The 21446-nt window shown below is 57.7% G+C and carries 17 protein-coding genes; 3 read left to right on the top strand and 14 right to left on the bottom strand.

Features of this window, described 5'->3' with window-relative positions; translation table 11 throughout:
• Positions 1-357 precede the first annotated feature (357 nt).
• A complete protein-coding gene (locus NYE74_RS15235; RefSeq protein ID WP_036621615.1) occupies positions 358-1767 on the top strand; it encodes a glycoside hydrolase family 1 protein in 1410 nt (469 codons plus the stop codon).
• Positions 1768-2124: 357 nt separating this feature from the next.
• Here NYE74_RS15235 and recG read toward each other — a convergent pair whose 3' ends face one another.
• Genes recG through NYE74_RS15220 form a run of 3 tightly spaced genes read right to left on the bottom strand, consistent with a single transcriptional unit; the run spans position 2125 to position 6917 of the window.
• Positions 2125-4170, bottom strand: a complete 2046-nt coding sequence (recG, locus tag NYE74_RS15230) for an ATP-dependent DNA helicase RecG (RefSeq protein ID WP_340928136.1) — start codon at positions 4168-4170, stop codon at positions 2125-2127.
• A 45-nt stretch (positions 4171-4215) separates the two neighbouring features.
• The gene (locus NYE74_RS15225; protein ID WP_328274020.1) at positions 4216-5100 is read right to left on the bottom strand and encodes a DegV family protein; all 885 of its coding nucleotides are present in this window, start codon (positions 5098-5100) and stop codon (positions 4216-4218) included.
• 47 nt (positions 5101-5147) lie between these two features.
• Entirely contained in the window at positions 5148-6917 is a 1770-nt protein-coding gene (locus NYE74_RS15220) for a DAK2 domain-containing protein (protein WP_340928137.1), read from the bottom strand.
• Positions 6918-7219: 302 nt separating this feature from the next.
• Between NYE74_RS15220 and rpmB the strand changes: the two genes are divergently transcribed.
• Positions 7220-7408: a 50S ribosomal protein L28 gene (gene rpmB, locus NYE74_RS15215; RefSeq protein WP_009225259.1), complete on the top strand. Its 189-nt coding sequence runs from the start codon at positions 7220-7222 to the stop codon at positions 7406-7408.
• Between the two features lie 190 nt (positions 7409-7598).
• On the opposite strand, the gene spoVM is transcribed toward rpmB, so the two are convergent.
• The 6 genes from spoVM to rlmN all read right to left on the bottom strand — a co-directional run bounded on the left by spoVM (position 7599) and on the right by rlmN (position 13432).
• The gene (spoVM, locus tag NYE74_RS15210; RefSeq protein WP_036621610.1) at positions 7599-7679 is read right to left on the bottom strand and encodes a stage V sporulation protein SpoVM; all 81 of its coding nucleotides are present in this window, start codon (positions 7677-7679) and stop codon (positions 7599-7601) included.
• Between the two features lie 137 nt (positions 7680-7816).
• On the bottom strand, positions 7817-8488 hold the full coding sequence (gene rpe, locus NYE74_RS15205; protein WP_124332960.1) for a ribulose-phosphate 3-epimerase: 672 nt from the start codon (positions 8486-8488) through the stop codon (positions 7817-7819).
• Positions 8489-8492: 4 nt separating this feature from the next.
• Positions 8493-9395: a ribosome small subunit-dependent GTPase A gene (gene rsgA / locus NYE74_RS15200; protein WP_328272255.1), complete on the bottom strand. Its 903-nt coding sequence runs from the start codon at positions 9393-9395 to the stop codon at positions 8493-8495.
• 33 nt (positions 9396-9428) lie between these two features.
• Positions 9429-11609, bottom strand: coding sequence for a Stk1 family PASTA domain-containing Ser/Thr kinase (gene pknB, locus NYE74_RS15195; protein ID WP_328272256.1), 2181 nt, complete (start codon positions 11607-11609; stop codon positions 9429-9431).
• Positions 11606-12379 carry a Stp1/IreP family PP2C-type Ser/Thr phosphatase gene (locus NYE74_RS15190; protein WP_328272257.1) on the bottom strand — a complete coding sequence of 258 codons (774 nt, stop codon included), beginning with the start codon at positions 12377-12379 and terminating at the stop codon, positions 11606-11608. The genes pknB and NYE74_RS15190 overlap by 4 nt, the downstream gene beginning before the upstream one ends.
• Before the next feature lie 6 nt (positions 12380-12385).
• The gene (gene rlmN, locus NYE74_RS15185) at positions 12386-13432 is read right to left on the bottom strand and encodes a 23S rRNA (adenine(2503)-C(2))-methyltransferase RlmN (protein ID WP_036621604.1); all 1047 of its coding nucleotides are present in this window, start codon (positions 13430-13432) and stop codon (positions 12386-12388) included.
• Positions 13433-13735: 303 nt separating this feature from the next.
• Between rlmN and NYE74_RS15180 the strand changes: the two genes are divergently transcribed.
• Positions 13736-13936, top strand: coding sequence for a hypothetical protein (locus NYE74_RS15180; RefSeq protein WP_270618698.1), 201 nt, complete (start codon positions 13736-13738; stop codon positions 13934-13936).
• A 197-nt stretch (positions 13937-14133) separates the two neighbouring features.
• Here NYE74_RS15180 and rsmB read toward each other — a convergent pair whose 3' ends face one another.
• From rsmB to coaBC, 5 genes are all read right to left on the bottom strand, one after another.
• The gene (rsmB, locus tag NYE74_RS15175) at positions 14134-15819 is read right to left on the bottom strand and encodes a 16S rRNA (cytosine(967)-C(5))-methyltransferase RsmB (RefSeq protein ID WP_341004889.1); all 1686 of its coding nucleotides are present in this window, start codon (positions 15817-15819) and stop codon (positions 14134-14136) included.
• A complete protein-coding gene (gene fmt / locus NYE74_RS15170) occupies positions 15816-16787 on the bottom strand; it encodes a methionyl-tRNA formyltransferase (RefSeq protein WP_341004888.1) in 972 nt (323 codons plus the stop codon). Before fmt ends, rsmB begins: the two co-directional genes overlap by 4 nt.
• Before the next feature lie 8 nt (positions 16788-16795).
• Entirely contained in the window at positions 16796-17278 is a 483-nt protein-coding gene (gene def / locus NYE74_RS15165; RefSeq protein WP_036621603.1) for a peptide deformylase, read from the bottom strand.
• Between the two features lie 331 nt (positions 17279-17609).
• Positions 17610-20228, bottom strand: a complete 2619-nt coding sequence (gene priA / locus NYE74_RS15160; protein ID WP_341004887.1) for a primosomal protein N' — start codon at positions 20226-20228, stop codon at positions 17610-17612.
• Positions 20225-21445 (bottom strand): bifunctional phosphopantothenoylcysteine decarboxylase/phosphopantothenate--cysteine ligase CoaBC, encoded by a 1221-nt coding sequence (gene coaBC / locus NYE74_RS15155; protein ID WP_036621602.1) that lies wholly within the window; start codon positions 21443-21445, stop codon positions 20225-20227. Before coaBC ends, priA begins: the two co-directional genes overlap by 4 nt.
• Position 21446: the final 1 nt, after the last annotated feature.

Genomic DNA, 21446 nt, shown 5'->3' with positions numbered 1-21446 from the left:
TCGGATGAAGTTAGGGACGTCAGGAGCGGAGCTAAACGTTTTCGGAGAAAACGCCTTCGGAAGCATAAGCTCGTGAAGGTGCGTGAGCAGCGGAAATGTTTCCGTAGGAAACATGCTTCGGCAAGCATAGGCTAAGGACCGGCTAAATTCAAGATTCGACGCCCGATCCGCTTCCTGACCTGCTTCGTGATAAGAAAAACGCTATCGACGAACAATCAAAGAAGACAGACCGCCCTAAACTGAAGTTTTTCTTGCGATTTAAGGAAGACATGCTTCGGTGACTATTCATTCTTAAATCTTCAAAAGACGACTTTTTGAACTATCTCTATAAATTTATTAAACTGGAGGAATCAAATCATGCTGCACCAACATCTGAAACCATTTCCCGAAAACTTCCTGTGGGGAGGCTCCACCTCGGCTTATCAATTCGAGGGGGCGTGGAACGAAGACGGAAAAGGCCCGTCCGTCGTGGACCTGGCGAATCATGTCGTAGGAGTTACGGATTTTAAAGTAGCGAGCGATCATTATCATAGATACAAAGAAGACGCAGCTTTAATGGCCGAAATGGGCTTTAAAGCGTACCGGTTCTCCATCGCTTGGACGCGGATTTACCCGGAAGGCTCGGGAAAGCTGAATATGAAGGGGATCGAATTCTACAGTTCCCTGATCGATGAACTGATCAAGTATGGGATCGAGCCGATTGTGACCATGTATCATTTCGATTTGCCTTATGCGCTGGAAGCTAAGGGCGGCTGGTCCAACCGCGAAACGATCGCCGCGTTCGAACAATACGCCAAAACTTTGTTCGAGCATTTCGGAAACCGGGTAAAATATTGGCTGACCATCAATGAACAAAACATGCTGATCCTTCATCCCGGTTCGATCGGAACGCTGAATGAACAACTGGAAAATCCGCAGAAGGAGCTGTACCAGCAAAATCATCATATGCTGGTGGCCCAAGCCAAAGCGATGGCATTGTGCCATCACATGCTGCCTGACGCCAAGATTGGTCCAGCGCCCAATATCGGGGCCATTTACCCGGCCAGCTCAAGTCCGGAAGATGTACTGGCGGCCGACAATTATGCGGCAATCCGCAATTGGCTTTATCTGGACATGGCGGTGTTCGGAACCTATAATCATATCGCCTGGAGTTACTTGCTCGAAAAAGGATATGAACCGGTGATTGCAGACGGCGATATGGAGATTTTAAAACAGGGCCGCCCGGATTTTATCGCCTTTAATTACTATACCTCGCAAACGGTCGGCGAAAGCAAAAATGACGGAAACGACTTTTCGCATACGGGCGACCAGCATGAAATCGTCGGCGAGCCGGGAGCTTACAGAGGTTCGGTCAATCCTCATTTGCAGAAGACGGAATTCGGCTGGGAGATCGATCCCGTAGGTTTTAGAACCACGCTCCGGCAAATCTATTCCCGTTACCGTCTGCCGTTGATTGTCACGGAAAATGGCTTGGGCGCCTTCGACAAACTGGAGGACAACGATGTGGTTCAAGACCCCTATCGCATCGATTTTTTCAGAAAGCATATCGAGCAAATTCAATTGGCCATTACCGACGGCGTAGACGTTTTCGGTTTCTGTCCTTGGTCGGCGATCGATCTCGTAAGCACTCATCAGGGATCGAGCAAACGTTACGGATTTATTTATGTGGATCGCGACGAGTTCGATCTCAAAGAACTGCGCAGAATCCGAAAGCAAAGCTTTTACTGGTATCAGCAACTGATTCAAAGTAATGGGGAAATTCGTTGAATTTTAAAAAACCGCCTGGTGATTTGCCGGGCGGTTTTTTAGGGAGAACTCCAACGGGGCTCATGGGAACGAACGCGGACGCCTACCTTCCCAGAAATAGCGGTAAATAGTGGCGTTATTTCCGGAATTTAGCCCCTCGCTCGCATAATAGAGGAACTTTTTGGTCTTATTTTCTCGCCATGCCTGAAAAAAGCACCATTTTGCCTGCATTCTCCAAAAATAGCAGTAAAAATTTCCTTTATTTAGGATATACCTCTTTCTTCCCATAAATAGAGCCCTTTTTTGCCGTTATTTCCACAGACCTCCACAATAGGGAGCCTGCTCCCTTCCGCATTCTGAAAAAAGATACGGCGGCGGCTAATCGATCAGCTCGCCCTGGAAAACCTGCTCCCGCCGCAAATAATCCCGTAGCGCCCCGTATTCCGGCGACGTCCAGAAGGACGCGTCGGCCACCAGCCGGGCGGCGTCGTCCCGCGCCGCCTCCAGCACCGCATAATCGCTGACCATGTCCGCGATGCGGAAATCCGGCACCCCGCTTTGCTTGGTGCCGAAAAAATCCCCGGGACCGCGCAGCTCCAGGTCCCGCCGGGCCACTTCGAAGCCGTCGTCCGTATCGGTCATGACCTTCATCCGTTCCTGACCGACCTCCGACTTCGGATCGGCGATAAGCACGCAATACGACGCGTGCTCGCCCCGGCCCACCCGCCCGCGCAGCTGGTGCAGCTGCGACAGGCCAAACCGGTCGGCGTCCATCACGATCATCAGCGTCGCATTGGGCACATCGACGCCGACCTCGACCACGGTCGTCGACACCAATAGCTGGACCTCGTTCTCGTAAAACGCCCGCATCACCTCGTCCTTTTCGGCCGCCGTCATCCGCCCGTGCAGCAGGCCGACCCGGAAGTCCGGGAATGCCTGCTGCATCGCTACGTACAAATCGATGGCATTCTGCACGTCGAGCTTGTCCGATTCTTCGATGAGCGGGCAAATGACGTAAGCCTGCCGGCCTTGCAATACTTCCCGGGAAATAAACCCGAGCACGCGGTCCATCATCTCATGTTTGACCCAATACGTGGAGATCGGCTTGCGCCCTTTCGGCCGCTCCGACAAGGTCGAAACGTCCATGTCGCCGAAGGCGGTGATCGCCAGCGTGCGCGGGATCGGCGTCGCCGTCATCGTCAGCACGTCGGGATTAAAGCCCTTGCGCCGCAAAATGCTGCGCTGGTTGACGCCAAAACGGTGCTGCTCGTCGGTGACGACGAGGCTCAGCGAGCGGAAAAACACGTCCTCCTGAATCAGCGCGTGCGTGCCAACGACAATTTCGACCAGCCCCATCTGCAGCGAAGCCAGCAGATCCTTGCGTTTGCGACCCGTCAAGCTGCCGGTCAGGAGCCCGACCGTAATGCCGAACGGTTCAAACAGCTTCGTCAAGGAACGCATATGCTGCTCCGCCAAAATTTCGGTCGGAACCATAAAGGCTCCCTGGTGGCCCGATTTCACCGCCGCGAATAAAGCGATCGCCGCGATGACCGTTTTGCCCGAGCCGACGTCCCCCTGGAGCAGCCGGTTCATGCAGTACGGGGAACGCATGTCGCGCAAAATTTCCAGCTCCACCTTCTTCTGCGCGTCGGTCAGCTCAAACGGCAGGCTGCGCACGAACTCCCGCACCGTGGCGTTGTCCACGGTATGCGCCACGCCGTCCATCCGCTCGTGGTTCATCGCCCGGTACGCCTGCAGCTTCAGCTGAAACAAAAACAGCTCCTCGTACACCATGCGGCGGCGGGCCTGCTGCCCCTCTTCGTTGTCCTGCGGCTGGTGAATGCGCTGAATCGCGAACTTGCGGGACATGTGGCCGTACTTGCGCAGCAGCTCCTGCGGCAAAATTTCCGGAATCATCTCCCCGTACTGCAGCAGCGCCTGCCCGATCGTCTTGCGCATCCATGCCTGCGTAATTTTTCCGCCGACCGAATACACCGGCTGAAGGCTGCCGCTGCGCAGCGTCCCGCGATCCGGAAACTCCGATTCCGATACGGTCAATTGGCTGCGGCGCATATCCCATTTTCCCGTCAAAATGATTTCCCGGCCGCTCGTCAACTGATCCCGCAAAAAATGACGATTGAACCAGGTCGCCGTAAACATCCAGTCCTCCGCCACCATTTTGCACGTTAACCGCGATTTGCGGCCATACCGCTGCAGAACGGGGACGCCCATGATCTTCGCCTGCACTGTCACTCTGTCCCCGTCCTTCACCTCCGTCAAGGAGCGGAGGCGGTAATCCTCGTACCGGAACGGATAATATTCGATCAAATCATTCACCGTAAAGATGCCAAAGGCGTGAAGCTCCTCCTGTTTAAGAGCGCTCACGCCGCTGACTTGCCTCACGGGAATTTCATGCAAATCCATATTGAAATCCCTCGCTTTACATACCCATTGAACCTTAAGCGGAAACTACTCGCCGGCCCCGGAAGCCGGCCACATAAACACGGCCAAAATGCCGGGCCCCACATGCGTCCCCACCACGGCGCCGATGCTCGTGCGAACAACCTCATGCAGCGAAAAATGCTGCGATAGCAGGCTCAGCATCTCCGCCGCGCCTTCCGGGTTCACGCCGTCGCACACCGCCACGTTCAAATCCTTGCTCTCGCCGAAGTCGTTCACGAACAACTCAATAACGCGGGACAGCGCCTTTTTCCGGCCCCGGGCCTTATCGACGGCATAAATTACGCCTTCCCGGTCCACCGACAAAATCGGCTTGATATTGAGCAAATTCCCCAAAATCGCCGCCGCTTTGCCGATCCGGCCGCCTTTTTGCAAATACTCCAGCGTATCGACGAGAAAATAAAGGCGGCGTTCCCGTCCGAGCCGCTCCACCTCTTCGCGAATCCGTTCCACCGTCGCCCCTTGTCCCGCGAGCCTGGCCGCATGGACGACCTGCAGCCCAAACCCGTAGGATGCGCAGAGGGAGTCGATAACGGTAATGCCGGACTCTTGACCCAGCTCCTCCTCAATCATTTCCTTGGCGAGCCGCGCCGATTGGTATGTACCGCTCATGCCGGAGGAGATATGGATCGAGATGATCGGCGCGCCGGGATGGGCATCCAGCAGGCCTCGGTACACTTCCGCATATTGGGAAGGCGAAGTTTGCGAAGTCGTCGGCAGCTCGCGCGACTTCGTCAGTTTAGCGTAAAACTCCTCCGCAGTAATATCGACGCCTTCAACAAAAGATTGATCGCCGAAGGCCAGCCGCATCGGCACGATATGAATGCCTAGCTCCGAAGCGATGGACTGCGGAATATCCGCCGTGCTGTCGGCCACAATAACCGCCTGCCGCATAAGGTTCTCCCCCTTTCCTCTATCGTCCGCTTTCTTTCCTGCGCCCGTCAGGATTCCACCGAAAACAGATAGTAGTAGATCGGTTGTCCGCCGGAGTGAACCTCCACTTCGACATCCGGATACTTGTCTTGCAGCCAGGCCACGAGCCGTTCCGTCATTTCTTCCTCGGCTTCCTCGCCCGCCAGGACGGTGACGATTTCATCGCCGCCGGCCAGCATTTTGTCCAGCAGCCCCTGGCAGGTTTCCAGCAGCCCCTCTTCCGTAGCCACGATTTTCGCGTCCGCAATCCCGATGTAATGCCCGGCCGTAATTTTCAAATCGTCAAACATCGTATCGCGAACGGCATACGTCACCTGCCCCGTTTTTACATGCTGTACCGCGCTCAGCATATTCGATTCGTTGACCTCTACGTTCTCTTCCTCCTGGAAAGCGAACGCCGCCGCAATACCCTGCGGAATGCTCTTGCTCGGAACAACGATGACGTTGCGTTCCCCTTCAAGCAGATCGCGGGCCTGCTGCGCCGCCAAAATAATGTTCGAATTGTTCGGAAGCACGAACACATGCTGGGCCGAAATGGACTCGATCGCTTTCACGAAGTCCTCCGTGCTCGGATTCATCGTCTGTCCGCCGGACAAAACGACGTCAACGCCCAAGCTGGTGAAAATATCGGCAATGCCTTGCCCCGAAGCGACGGCGATAAATCCGTAAGGCGCCAGCTCATCGGCCGGCAATTCGGCCGGGTCCGCCGGCCGCAGCGTTTCCGCCGGAATGTCGGCGAACAGCTCCGGCATCGGAGCGGCGTCCATGCCCGCGGTGAGCAATTCGCGATGCTGCTCCCGCATGTTCAAAATATGGATCTGCGTTATTTCGCCGTACTGCAGCGCCAAATTAAGCACATCGCCCGGCGTTTTGGAATGGACATGCACCTTAATAATCTCGTCGTCGGCGATCACAATAATGGAATCCCCATTCAGCGACAGCGCTTTCCGGAACTTCTCCTCGTCAAAAACGGCCCCCTGCACGCCGCCAAGCTTGCGGTTGATAAAAAACTCCATATCGTATAAAAACTCGATATCCTCGGTTTCCAGCTTGGCTTGGGCCGGCGCGGGCGCGTGCACCGCAGCCGCCGAAGCAGGCTGGCGGATTTCCGGAGCCGCGGGCTTAAGCGGAGCTTGTCCCGGCCAGGCTTCAGCCGCGCCTTCACCGGACAGCCATTCCATAAATCCTTCATAAATATACACAAGTCCTTGACCGCCCGAATCGACGACGCCAACCTGTTTCAGCACAGGCAGCAATTCCGGCGTACCGGCAAGAGCTTCCTTGGCTTTGGCCAGCACCTCGCCCATCAGCTCCGTGATATCATGAGTTCTTCTCGCGTAAAAAACCGCGTGTTTGGCCGCTTCCTTCGCCACCGTCAAAATCGTTCCCTCCACTGGCTTCACTACCGCTTTATAAGCGGTATCCACGCCGCTCTGCAGGGCGGAGGCGAATTGAATCGGATTCAGTTCCTCCAACGAGGCGACATGGCGGCTGAAACCGCGGAACAACTGGGACAAGATAACGCCGGAGTTCCCGCGGGCGCCCATGAGCAAACCTTTGGACAAGGTTCCCGCTCTGCTGCCGACACCTCCGCTTCCGTTATTCTGCAATTCGGTTACGCCAGCCGTCATCGTCAAATTCATATTCGTACCGGTGTCCCCGTCGGGAACCGGGAATACGTTCAGGGAATTGACGTGCTCCGCATGCTCCGACAGCCGCTTTGCACCGGCCAACACCATGGCGGTAAAATCAGTTCCATTTAAAGAACGCTTACTCAATGAGAATTCCCCTTCCTAGCTTGATCCACGTACGCTTGGACTGCGGGCAATCGCATAAAACGGCCTCGATCCGGCCGGCCCCGGGTCCAACTATCTCGCAAAAAGCAATAATATAAAAGATGATGAAATTATTATGGACTAAACCATATTGTACTATAAGAACACGTAGAAATAAACTTTAACGATCTGTTGACGCAGCTTTTTTTGCTGTGATATTATATATAAGTATTGTTTTATGCGGTCCATGAGAAATCAAACCGTTATTTTCAAGACAGGTGTACCTGGAACAGGAGGTGTAATGAATGGCTCGCAAATGTTATGTGACTGGCAAGAAGCCAGGCAGCGGTAACCATGTATCTCACGCAAACAATCGCAATCGGCGCTCTTGGGGCGTAAACGTGCAAAAGGTCCGGATCTTGGTAGACGGTAAACCGAAACGCGTATACGTCAGCACTCGGGCTTTGAAATCCGGTAAAGTGACCCGCGTGTAATCTCGGGACGGGACATATAGACAAAAAGCACCTTTTTATGGAGGTGCTTTTTTCATGCGCTTTTTTGCCTGGAAGTCTCGGGTAACAACCGGTACCGGTCAAAGCCACGTCAGCCAAAGGGCCCTTTCGTGAATGGCAGGCGGGAACCGCTAGGGGCGGGCCCTTCGCTCCTCAGGCGGCCTGCAGCCGCCTAGTTTTTGTGAAACGTATTTAGAACGGCTTTGACGAATCCTCCCAAAAACTTAGGCAGCTTGAATGTGTAAAATTTCATCGTTCACCCTCCCCAATCATGCTCATGCTCACCCATATTCTATGTTCAATTTCATTTACCCGTGTATTCCCGCCACAAAAAAAAGGTTACATGAGAACCCTGCTCATGTAACCCATTGTATGCGCATCTTTTGGCGCCTATTCCAAACCGGCCAGGCTCTCCCGGATTTCTCCGATCGCCCTGCGGCGGTCGGCTTGGCCAAACACCGCGTTGCCGGCAACGAGCACATCCGCCCCCGCTTCCACGACGAGCGGCGCCGTCGCTGCGGAAATGCCGCCATCCACCTCGATCCGCAAATCCGTTAGGCCAAGCTCGTCTTTCCATGCTTTCAGCTGGCGGATTTTGCGCAGCGTTCCCGGAATGAATGCCTGCCCGCCAAATCCCGGGTTTACGGTCATCACCAGCACGAGATCAACGTCCTCCAGCACCTCGCGGACCGCCGCAGCCGGCGTCGCCGGATTGATCGCGACCCCCGCCTTGACGCCTTGCTCTTTGATCAGGTGCAGCACGCGGTGCAGATGAACGCAGGCCTCGGCGTGAACGGTAATGAGGTGAGCGCCCGATTTGGCGAACGCGGGAACGTATTCCTCCGGCTTCTCGATCATTAAATGGACGTCCAGCGGCAGCTTCGTCAGCGGCGCGATCGCCCCCATGACAAGCGGACCAAACGTCAGATTCGGCACGAAATGCCCGTCCATCACATCGACATGCAGCCAGTCGGCTCCCCCCCGCTCCACATCGGCGACCTCTTCGCCCAGCTTGGCGAAATCCGCCGACAAAATCGACGGCGCAATGTAAATTGGATTCATGCGGCTAATACCTCCGTTTTTTCTCTTTCATTTCTTCCTGGAACTGCACGTAATGCTCGTAGCGGCTCGCAGCGATGACTCCCCGGTCCGCCGCTTCCCTAACCTTGCAGCCCGGCTCGTGCAAATGGCTGCAGCCCCGGAATTTGCAGGCTTCGGCGTATTCCGCAAACTCGCGGAAGCAGCCGGACAGCTCTTCGACGCCAAGCTCGAGGAAGTCGAGCTGGCTGAAACCCGGCGTATCGGCCACGTACCCGCCGTTTTCCAGCTCGATCAGCTCCACATGGCGGGTCGTATGGCGGCCGCGGCCCAGCTTCAGGCTGATTTCGCTCGTTTCCAGCGAAAGCCCCAGCATCGCGTTCAGCAGCGACGATTTGCCGACGCCCGACTGCCCGGAGAACACGCTGATCTCCCCGGCGAGCCGCGCTTTGACTTCCCCCGTCCCGGCGCCGGTGGCGGAGCTCGTGACGATCACCTCATAGCCGATCGAGCGGTAAAGCTCTTGCACCCGGAGGAGGCTCTCCGCCGCTTCATCCTCCTCTTCGTTCAGCAAATCGCCTTTGGTCAGGCAAATCAGCGTCTTAAGCCCGGCATGCTCGATATGCACCAGGAACTTGTCCAAAAGCTGCAGATTGAGGTCGGGTTCCCGCAGAGAGAACAGCAGCACCGCCAGCTTGGCGTTGGCGATCGGCGGACGGATCAGCTCGGTCTCACGCGGCAAAATTTCGTCCACCGTGCCTTCTCCGTTTTCCGTCGGGGTATAAATAACGCGGTCCCCGACGAGCGGAGTAACTCCCTTTTTTTTAAAAATGCCCCGGCCCCGGCACTGCACGTTACCTTCCGCAGCCGCTAGGGCGGGCTTTACGTAGTAATATCCGCTTAATGCCTTCACGATTAAGCCTTCCGGCATAAAATGCAGGCCTCGCTTTCATCTCGGTTTGCCTTAATGTCCATGCTTGCTCCCCTTACCGTTGCCTTTGCCTTTACCTTTTACCTTGTCGCTCACGGCCGAGACCAGGTTGCCCGATTGAACCATGCCGGTATCCGGGATCTCTCCCGAATCCTGGTCCATCGTATTCTCATCGCCCCATGTCCCCTCCGAGCTGCTGGCCGGAAACTCCGGAACGGGCACCGTCCCCTGCTTGGCGTCGATATAGTTTATCTGGTAGGTATCCAGCAGCACCCCGTCCCGAGTCACGGAAACGTAGCCGTTCTTGTTGGGCGCAAGCACGAGATCGACGGCGAGATATTGCGCTTTGCCGATCGTTTTGGTACCCCACTGCTGACTGTCGCCGCGCGCGTCCCCGTAGCTGATGCTGATCTTGCTTTTCTGTCCTTCCACCGCAGGCACGACCGGAACCTGATACGTATACGTGATCGCCTCCGGCGGATAACCGGTGCTGACGAACAAAGTAACTTTCGAGCCCGGCGGGACTTCATCATTCGGCGCGTACGGCCACTGCTTGGTAACCTTGCCCGCTTCGACTTCGTAGCTGGGTTCCTCTTTGATGCCGTCCTCGGCCAGCTTTAGCCCCCACTTCTTAATTTCGGCTTCCGCTTCGGCCTGGGTTTTGTTCACCAGATTCGGCATTTTGACGTTTTCCGGCCCCGTGCTGACCGTCAGCACGATTTCCTCCGTTTCGGGATCAAACTCCGTTCCGGGGTCGGGGCTTTGACCGATGACCTGACCCGCTTCCTTGTCGTCGCTGGGTTCCTCCTTTTTCGAAATGCGGTCTTTATCAACCCCCAAGTCAACAAGCTGATTCACGGCATCTTCATAAGTCGTCTTACCGTCCGTCAGCGTCGGCATCTTGGGCAGCGGCTTGGCAATACTGACCTTGAGGTCGACCGTGGAGCCTTCCTTCACTTTCATGCCCTCCGGTTTGCTCTGTTCCCAAACGACCCCTTCGGGAAAGCCATCTTTATACTCGCGGTCGATGTCGCCGACTTCGATCCCGTTGTCTTTAAGCTTGGCGATCGCATCCTGTTCCTGCAGGTTCACGACGCCTGGTACGCTGACCTCCGGTACGGTGACCAGGCTGCTGAGATACCATGCGACGCCCGCCATCGCCAGCAGAATGACCAAGGTCAACCCGACCCATAACGCCGGCTTGCCCCAAGCTTTTTTCTTCGGAACCTGGCGTTCTTCGAGTGCAGCCGCATTGTCCCGCTCCCGCGGATTGTCCCGGGTCAGCTTGGCCGAACCTCCAGGCTTTGCGCCGGCTTGAGGGCGAATGGCCGGAATGATTCGCGTGCTATCTTCATCATCATGTTCAATAAAGGCCAGTTTCGATTCCATCCGCCGTTCCGGCAGCAGGCAGGTTTCCAGGTCGCGCAGCATTTCTTTCGCCGACTGGTAACGTTCCCCGGGGTTTTTGCGCATCGACTTTAAAATAATATTTTCCACGCTTTGCGGAATCATCGGGTTGACCGTCCGCGGCTCGTCGAAATGCTCCTGCAGGTGTTTCAGCGCCACGCTGATCGGGCTTTCGCCCAAAAAAGGAAGCCGCCCCGTCAGCATCTGATAGAGCACGATCCCCAGGGAATACAGGTCCGATTTCTCCCCGGTCGCCACCCCTTTGGCATGCTCCGGCGAAAAATAATGCACCGAACCGACCACCGACCCCGTCTGCGTAATCGTTGTCGACGTGACGGCGCGGGCGATGCCGAAGTCGGTAACCTTCACCCATCCGTTGCGCCCGATTAATATGTTATGAGGTTTAATATCGCGGTGAATGATTTGGTTCTGATGGGCGTGATCCAGCGCGTCGGCGATTTGCGACGCGATGCGGACGGCTTCCTCGACTTGCAGCGGGGCCCGCTCCTTGATGATTTCATTCAAATTTTGGCCTTCCACGAACTCCATCACGATATAATGAACGTCGTCTTCTTGTCCGACATCATACACGCTGACGATGTTCGGATGCGATAAGGATGCGGCCGACTGCGCTTCCCGGCGGAAACGCCGGATAAATTCCTCGTCATTCACAAATTGTTGACGCAGCACTTTTATGGCCACGTAGCGATTCAGCAAAATGTCCTGCGCTTTATAGACGAGCGCCATCCCGCCTCCGCCGACTCGTTCGACAACCTGGTAACGACCGCCCAATTCGTGTCCGATCATGAATTCCACTCCTTTATGCCTGACCCGGCATCCTCATGTTGTTCCAGCAAGGCGATGCTGATGTTGTCGTCGCCTCCGGCATGCAAAGCCATCTGAAGCAGACGATCGGCGCGATCGTGCAGCGCAAGATCATCCAACCCCAGCGTCAGGGTCATTTGTTCCGGCGTAACGTAATTGCTGAGCCCGTCGCTGCAGAGCAGCAGGATTTCCCCAGGCTCCAAAGTTACCCGGTTCATGTCGACATCGACCTGTTCGTCGGTGCCCAGCGCCCGGGTCACCACATTGCGGTGAGGATGGACATTCGCCTCCTCGGCGCTGATCTGGTTGCTTTTCAGCAACTCATTGACCAAGGAATGGTCGTCGGTCAGCTGGACGATCTCCCCGTGCCGGTACTTGTACGCCCGGCTGTCGCCGATATGGCCGACCATGCCATCGCGCCCGGCCAGCAGCACGGCCACGACCGTGGTGCCCATGTTGCGGTACTCCTCATGCTCCGACGCTTTGCGGAACACGACTTCGTTGGCGTGGAGGATCGCTTTTCTGAGCTCCTCGCCGAAATCCCGGACCGACAAGCCTCCCGGCAGCCCGGCCAAATCCCGGGTGATCGTCTCCACGGCCAGGCTGCTGGCGACATCGCCGGCCTGATGGCCGCCCATTCCGTCGGCCACGACGCCAAGCGTGTAGCCTTGCTCGAGCCGGTCCACCCAGGTGCAGTCCTCGTTAACCGAACGGACTCGTCCCACATCACTCAAATAAACCGTCTTAATCACTATCGTTCACCTCGCACCAGACTCCATATGCTTTGCCCGCAGTTGGCCGCAGGCCGCCGCAATATCATGGCCTTGCTCCCGGCGAATCGTCACATTGACTCCCTTGTCCGCCAAGACCCGTTGAAAATTAAAGATATCGTTTCTGGACGTTCTCACGTATTTGCGTTCCGGCACGTAGTTGACCGGAATCAGGTTGACATGGCAGAGCATGTCTTTGATCACGCCGGCCAATTCCTCCGCATGCTCCGGCTGGTCGTTGACCCCGCCGATCAGCGCGTATTCGAAGGTGATCCGGCGGCCGGTTTTGGCGATATAGTAGCGCAGCGCCTCCATCACGTCGTCAAACGGAAAGCGCCGGTTCACCGGCATCAGCTTGGAACGGAGCGCATCGTTGGGCGCGTGAATCGAGATCGCCAGATTGATTTGCGTATTCTCGTCGGCAAACCGGTAAATGTTCGGCACAATACCGCTCGTTGATACAGTAATATGCCGTTGTCCGATGTTCAAGCCCTTTTCGTGGATCATAATCCGCAAAAATTTCATCGTGGCGTCGTAGTTTTCGAACGGCTCGCCCGTTCCCATGATCACGATGCTGCTGACGCGCTCGCCTTTGGCGTCGAGAATTTTCTGCGCCTGCACAACCTGGGCGACGATTTCGCCGGGCGTCAGGTTGCGTTTCAGGCCGCCGAGCGTGGAAGCGCAAAAGGTGCAGCCCACCTTACAGCCGACCTGCGTCGTCACGCAGATGCTGTTGCCGTAATTATGCTTCATGATGACCGTCTCGATCGCGTGGTCGTCATGCAGCCCGAACAGAAATTTAACGGTGCCGTCCTTGGATTCCAGCTTCGTAATTTCCTGCAGCGTAACGAAAGCAAACTGCTCGTCCAGCTTCTGCCGCAGCGATTTGGACAGGTTGGTCATCTCGGCGAAGGAACCGACGCGCTTCACGTACAACCAATCGAAAATCTGGCCGCCGCGAAAGGCCGGCTCTCCTTGGCTCACCGCCCAATCCTGCAGCTCTTCCAAAGTATAATCATATATAAAAGGCTTCATTTTCACACACCTATCCTATGTTTTATCAAAAAATCACCCACTCATTCCTCCTATTTTATCATAAATCGCCATGACACTAAAGTGTGCGCCGGATAGGGCCGCTCCTGACAGCCTTCCGGGACTTTGGGAGGCGGGGGAAACCGTGCGGCGGAAACGCTGGAATAGCCAGGCCAAGAAAGGTTGGGCAGGCAGGGGACGAGCGAGAATAGGTCAAGGGGAAGGTGAGCGAGAGTAGGCCAGGGGGAGGATGAGCAGGAGAAGCCAATAGTGGACGGTACCTGAAATAATGCTAGAATGGCGAGTATGGCAGCAGTGACACTTTTGCGAAGCGAAGACCTGGGGAAAATTGCAAAAGTTAGTTTGTGGAAAAAACCGGGCGAAAACATAAGAACAAAAAATGTCGCTATTTCGGCGGTATCCCCCATGTTGAGCGAAATAGAGGAACATTTTGTCGTTATTTTCCCAAATCGCGGGGAAATGGCCACCTTTCACACCGTTCACTAAAAAATAAGTACATAAAATTCCGCTAAGGGTGATGATCGTGCTCATAGCCGGAAATAAGAACATAAAGTTCCGCTATTTTTTATGAAGGGGTTTAGAGGAGGGAATTCTCAGGCAGTTCCCATGCCTAATTCAAAAAGGCCAAGCCCGGCGGCAATGACCGTGAGCTTGACCTCTAAAAAACTGAAACTAGTCTCATTCTATTTGCCGCCGCCGCGCTTTCGCAAACGGGCGATATAAAATCCGTCCGAATGGAAGTCCTGCGGCAAAATTTGCAGCCCTTCCGCCACCCGGCCGGCGGCTTCGGCCAGCGGCCGCCGCTCCCAGCCGGCCGGCTCCTCCGCCGCCAAAGCGAACTCCGGATGGCGGCTTAGGAACCGCCGGACCATCTCGGCGTTTTCCCGGGGTTCGATCGTGCAGGTGCTGTAAACGAGGATGCCCTCCGGTTTCAGCAGTCCGCTGACCGCGTCCAGCAAACCTTCCTGAACCCCGGCGATCTCTTCAACGTCGCCCGGCGTCTTCGCCCACTTCAAATCGGGCTTGCGGCGGATTACGCCAAGGCCCGAGCAGGGCGCGTCGAGCAGGATGCGGTCGAACGATTCCGGCGGGAAGCGACCGCTTAGCTTCATCGCGTCTCCCGACAGCGACCGCACGTTCCCGAGGCCCAGCCTGTCGGCGTGATCCTCAATCAGCTTGGCTTTGTGCGGGTGGATATCGTTCGCGACCACCTCGCCGCTACCCTCAAGGATCTCCGCCATATGGCATGTTTTCCCGCCGGGCGCCGCGCAGCAGTCCAGCACCGACATGCCCGGCTGCGGATCCACCGCTTCGGCCACCAGCATGGAGCTTTCGTCCTGTACGGAAATCAGCCCGTCCCGGTACCAGGACGTCAGCGCCATGTTGCCGCCGCTATGTACGATGATGCCGTCCGGCGATATCGGGGAAGCCGACGCCGCAAGGCCCCGCTCCTCCATCAGCCGCAGCATCTCCTCCCGGCTCGTCCGGGCCCGGTTGACCCTGACGCTGACCGAAGGCGGCTCGTTGTTGGCCCGGCAGATGGCTTCGGCCGCAGCAATGCCGTACTGCCGGGCCCAGCGGGCGACCAGCCATTCCGGATGCGAATGGGCCAGGGCGATTCGGCTGACCGGCGGCAGATCCTCCGGCAAGGTCAGCTCCTCCTTCCGGCGCAGGACGTTGCGCAGGACACCGTTCACCATCCCGGATATACCCTGATGCCCCCTCTTTTTGGCGATATTGACCGCCTCGTTGACAACGGCATGCGGAGGGATCCGGTCCAGGTAATGAAGCTGGTAAAAGCTAAGCCGCAGCAAATTGCGCACCCACGGAGCAAGCTTGCCAAGCCCTTTCGTCACGAAAGGCGCCAAAAAAAAGTCGATCGTGTTCAACCGTTGAATCGTACCGTATACCAGTTCGGTCGCAAGACCCGCGTCCGGACCGGACAGACCGGATTTTTGCAGCGCCCCGTTGAGCAGCAGGTTGCTGTAGGCGCCCTCCTGCTCGACCGCGGTAAGCACCTCCAGCGCGACGCTGCGGGCGGACGGCTTCGCCTGTCCGCGGGCCGCTCCTCCCGACGGGCCGGCGCCTCCTCCGGCACTCGCCTTTTGAACGGCGCCACGTGCCGCCCCCGCATTTGGAGCAGAACCGCGTCCGCCGCCTCCCTTTGGGGCGTTACCGCCAACGGCGCCTGCCCCTGAAGCAGAGCTGCGCCCGGCGTCCCCCTTTGGTGCGTTTCCGCGCACAGCGCCCGCTCTGGAAGCAGAACTGCCCCCTGCCTTTGAAGCGAAACCGCCGCCCGCGCCTGTCTTCGAAGCTCCGCCCCGTTCCCTGCCGCCTTTTCCTCCGCCAACGCCACCCTCTAGGCTCATCCCAATACCGTCCCTTTCTTCATCACGCCGCCGCGCACGAACTCCGCGGCTTCCATCGCTTTTTTGCCGGCCGGCTGCACGCGGGTGAGCAGTACGGAGCCATCTCCGGTTTTCACCTCAATGCCGCGCGCCGACAAGTCGAGCACCGTCCCCGGAGCCTGTCCGGACGCGGATCCGCCCGCGGAAACGGATGCGGTAGTGGAAGCTTCGCCCTCCGCAGGCTTGGCGACCGACCATATTTTAAACACTTCGCCGTTCCATAACGTAAAACCGCCGGCAAAAGGAACGAGCCCCCGCACCCGGTTGAAGATGTCCCGTGAAGAAGCCGACCAGTCGATGCGTTCATCCTCGCGGCTCAAGTTCGGCGCATAGGTCGATTCCTCGTCGTTTTGCGGAATCCGCTCGGCCTTGCCCGCCACGATCAGCGGCAGTTGCTCAAGCAGCAGCCTGGCTCCCGCCTCGCTCAGCTTCTCGAACAACGTGCCGGACGTGTCCTCGTCCTCGATCGGAACGACGGACTTCGCGATCATATCGCCGGTGTCCAGCCCCTCCGCCATATACATCAGCGTGATCCCGGTCTCCTTCTCGCCGTTTATGATCGCGCGTTGGATCGGCGCGCCGCCCCGATATTTCGGCAGCAGCGAACCGTGAACGTTAAGGCAGCCGTAACGCGGCAAATCGAGCACCGCCTTGGGCAAAATTTGCCCGTACGCCGCCGTGACGATCAGGTCCGGCTGATAGGCCGCGACCTCCGCCACCGCCTCGGGGGCGCGCATCCGCGCCGGATGCAGCACAGGCAACCCGTGCCGCAGCGCCGCTTCTTTGACCGGCGTCGGCGTCAGCACCTTTTTGCGCCCCTGCGGACGATCCGGCTGGGTTACGACGGCGGCCACATCGTACCCTTCGCGCAGCAAAGCCTCCAGGGAAGGAACGGCAAACTCCGGGGTTCCCATAAAGACGATCTTCACCTGCGACGTCACTCCTTCTCTTCACCTTCCGGCGTAATTTCGTACACTCGTTCGGCCACATCGGTGTAGAGCACTCCGTTCAAGTGGTCGATTTCATGCTGAAAAGCTCGGGCCAACAGCTCGGACCCGGTGTAAGACACTTCATTCCCGTTGCGGTCCAGCCCTTTGACCGTCACCGTCATCGCCCGGCGCACATCGCCGCGGTAACCCGGGATGCTCAGGCACCCTTCGGGCCCGAACTGCTCCCCTTCCGTGGACACGATCTCCGGATTGATCAGCTCGATCAGCCCGTGCTCATCGCCTACGTCCACCACGATCATCCGTTTTAGAATGCCGATCTGCGGGGCGGCCAGTCCCACGCCTTCCGCGTCGTACATCGTATCCGCCATATCGGTCAAAATTTTCTGAACGTTCGGGGTAATTTTCGTCACTTCTTTGGCTACCTTATGCAGCACTTCATCCGGTTCTTTTACGATAATACGTATCGCCATACGGCACTTCCTTCCGTCGCTTGATGAGCTTTTTGTGTATTATAATGAGTTGAACTAATGATTGTACAGAAAGAGGCAGACGGGTGAAATGTTCTTACGATCGCTGTTGTTCCCGGATTTCTATGATTGTACGAATTCAAACACTGTAAAAATCCGGTCACAAAGGCGAACGCTGACGCTTCTTCAGAATCATTTCACCCTCTTGCCTGCTCTGCCCTATTCTTTAATTCAACTTATATAAACTTATATATTATATAAAAAGGTCCAGTGCATTCTTCAAAAAATATATATGCCGTAAACCCGAGGTTTGATCATAAATTGCATACAGCCATTACATCAGCATTTGCGGATCGACGTCGATGCTGATTTGCAAACTGGCGTCGCGCAGGCCCGCCAGCGTTGCGGCCGCCGTTTCCCGCACCAGGCTGACCGCGTCCAAATCGCCGCGGTACTTCACCATGCACTGGAACCGGTAGCGGTTCTTGATGCGCGGAATCGGCGAGGCGACCGGGCCGAGAATGTCCAGAGCCGCCGGCGCGAACCGGTCCAGGCTGCCGAACCAGCCGAGGCGCTGCGCCTTGGCCCGCAGATCGCCGGCGAAATTTTCCGCCATGCGGAGCAGCAGCGGCAGCTTCTCATGCGAGAGCGTGACCAGAATCAGCCGGCTGTACGGCGGATAATGCAGCGCCTTGCGGTGCCCCAGCTCTTCGCGCACGAACGATAAATAATCGTGCCCGCTGGCATGGACGATGGAGTAATGCTCCGGCATATAGGACTGGATAAACACTTCCCCCGGCAGCTGATGGCGCCCGGCGCGCCCCGCCACCTGGGTCAGCAATTGGAACGTTTTCTCCGCAGCGCGGAAATCGGGGAAATTCAGCGCCGTGTCCGCCGCGATTACGCCGACCAGTGTCACATCGGGAAAATCCAGCCCCTTGGCCACCATCTGCGTGCCCAGGAGCACGTCGCCTTTTTTCTCCCGAAACGCCTGCAAAAGCCTTTCGTGCGCGCCTTTTTCGCTCGTCGTGTCCACATCCATGCGGATGACGCGGATGCCCGGAAACAGCTTGGCCAACTCGGCTTCGACCCGCTGGGTGCCCGTGCCGAAGTAGCGGATATGCTCGCTGCCGCACTCCGGGCATACGGACGGCGCCGCTTCGGCGTAACCGCAATAGTGGCAGCGCAGATTGTTCGATTTCTGATGGTAGGTGAGCGAAATGTCGCACTCGGGGCAGCCGGCCACGTATCCGCAGGTCCGGCACATCACAAACGTGGAATAGCCGCGCCGGTTGAGGAACAGCACGGTCTGTTCGCCGCGCTCGAGGCGGGCTGAAATCCCCCGGTGCAGCGCGCGGCTGAACATCGAACGGTTGCCTTCCTTCAGTTCTTCCCGCATGTCGACGATTTGAACCCCCGGGAGCCGGCTGCCGGACGGACGCTGCTTCATTTCCAGCAGCACCGGAGCAAAGCCGCCGTGATCCCCGCCCGCGGAGCGCGCCGCATGGTAGCTCTCCAGCGACGGGGTCGCTGAGCCCAGAATCACCGCGGCCCCGTGCTGCCGGGCGCGCCGGACGGCGACGTCGCGGGCGTGATATTTCGGCGTTTCCTCCTGCTTATAGGAGGTTTCGTGCTCCTCGTCCATGACGATCAGCCCGAGTTTGGCAAACGGCGCAAACACCGCCGAACGCGCTCCGATCGCCACCTCCACCCGGCCTTCGCGGATTTTCCGCCACTCGTCGTACCTTTCCCCGGTGGACAACCGGCTGTGCATCACGGCAACCTTGCCGCCGAACCGCCCTTTGAACCGCTCGACCATCTGCGGCGTAAGCGAAATTTCCGGAACGAGCACGATCGCCTGGCGCCCCAGGGAAAGACAGCGCTCAATCGTTTGCAAGTAAACCTCCGTTTTGCCGCTCCCGGTCACCCCGTGCAGCAGGAACACTTCGGACTTCCCGGCGTCAAGCGCCGCGGCCAGCCGATTATATACGATCTCCTGCTCCGGCGTTCGTTCCAGCGGCGCGCTGCTCTTAAAGCGGCGTCCCTGGAAAGGGTCGCGGAACACTTCGACGTCTTCGATCGCGGCGTAGCCTTTTTCCGCCAGCTTCTTCACCGTGCCCGCCGTCACCCGCAGGGTGGACAGCACCTCTTGGAGAGACAACGGCATGCCGACCTCCAGCAAAAACTGCAGCACTTCTTTCTGGCGTTTGGCCTGCGGCCCGAAAGAAGCGAGCGCGTCTTCCGCCGCCTTGCCGCTGACCGCCGCGGCCACGCTTTTCACCGTTTTTTTGCCGACCTTGTCCTTGATCGCCTGGCTTTCCGTCAGTACGCCCCGGCTTAGCAAATCCTTGATGATCGCCGCCCGGTCCGGAAACCGGCCGCCAAGCTGGGTCATCGTCACGGTTCCGGACGCCTTGACGTGGGCGACGATTTCCTCCTCTTCCCGGGTCAGCAAAGCCGACAAAGAGGGCAGGCTGCCGGTTTCCCGGCGCAGTTCCTCTTCCTCCTGCCCGCCCCGAAACGGCTCCGCTGCGCTTCCCGCCGCGACCAGCTCCGCAGCGCCTTCGCTTTCCGGCGCATCCTCCGGCCCGGCCGCGCGGATATACCGTTCCGCCTTGCCTTTCAGCGCCGACGGAATCATCGCCTGCAGCGCCGAAATCATGCTGCAGGCGTATGTCCGGCTTATCCAGTCCGCCAGCTCCACGAGGTCGGGCGGCAGAGGGGGCAGCAGGTCCAGCAGTTCCTGAATCGGCTTCATGCGCGCCGGATCCATTTCCGGCTGTTCATGCAGCGAAACGACAAACCCCTGCACCGTGCGGCGTCCGAACGGAACGCCGACCCGGCTGCCGACCTCGATCCACCCCGCCAGCGGCTGAGGAATCAAATAATCAAAAGGCCGGTCGGTTTCCCGGCTCGGCACATCCACGATCACTTTGGCCATTCGGTAGGTCATCGGCCCGTTCCCTTCAAGCGGCCGGCCGCAAGCTCCATAATCCGCATGCCCACTTCGTCTTTGGCGAGCCGGGGCAGCGAATCCACCAATCCGTTCGCATCATAAACGTTTACGATGTTGGTTTCGGCGCCGAATCCCGCTCCCTCCGCGGTGACGTCGTTGGCGACGAGCAAATCGCAATGTTTGCGCTTCAGCTTGTCCATAGCATGCTGCTCGAGATTTTCCGTCTCCGCCGCAAAGCCGATCAGCAGTTGGGTCGTTTTCTGTTTCCCGAGCGTTTCCAAAATATCGATGTTTTTCACCAGCTCCAGCACCAGGGAATCGCCGGTTTTTTTGATTTTGTTCGGCGCGGTTTCCTTCGGCCGGTAATCCGCCACGGCGGCGGCCTTCACCATGATATCCGTATCGTCCCATTCCCGAAGGGCCGCTTCGTACATCTCCTGCGCCGAGGAAACGCGCGTCAAGGATATCCCCGCAGGCGGTTGCGCTTGCGTCGTTGCGGCGATAATCTTCACGTCCGCCCCCAATTCCCGGGCCGCTTTAGCGATGGCAAAGCCCATTTTGCCCGAAGAGTCGTTGGTGATATAGCGGACCGGATCGATCCGCTCGACCGTGCCGCCGGCGGTCACGACGACTTTTTTGCCGGCGAGCGGCTTATCCGCCCGTTTGGCCTGGCGCGCAAAATAGCCGTTCACCACGGCCGCGATCGACTCCGGCTCTTCCATCCGCCCTTTGCCCGTATAACCGCAGGCCAGCAGCCCTTCGCCGGGCTCGATCATCATGACTCCGCGCTCCACGAGCTCAGCCATATTGCGGACGACCGCCGGGTGCTCGTACATATGCACGTTCATCGCCGGAGCAACCATGATCGGCGCCTGCGTGGCGAGCAGCGTCGTCGACAGCATGTCGTCGGCGATTCCCGCAGCCATTTTGGCGATGATGTTGGCCGTGGCCGGAGCGACCAGCACGAGATCGGCCCAATCGGCCAAATTGATGTGCGAAATCGATTCAGGATGCTTTTCATCAAACGTATCGGTGTACACGAAATTTTTCGATAAGGCCTGCAGCGTCAGTTCCGTAATAAACTTGGTCGCCGACCGGGTCATGATGACGCGGACCTCCGCTCCTTCTTTCACCAGCTTGCTGGTTAACGACGCCGCTTTGAACGCGGCGATTCCGCCGGTGACGCCTAGCAAAATTTTTTTGCCGGATAACATC

The sequence above is a fragment of the Paenibacillus sp. FSL P4-0127 genome (assembly GCF_038007325.1).
Taxonomy (GTDB): domain Bacteria; phylum Bacillota; class Bacilli; order Paenibacillales; family Paenibacillaceae; genus Fontibacillus; species Fontibacillus macerans.
This window is presented reverse-complemented; position numbering and strand designations above follow the sequence as displayed.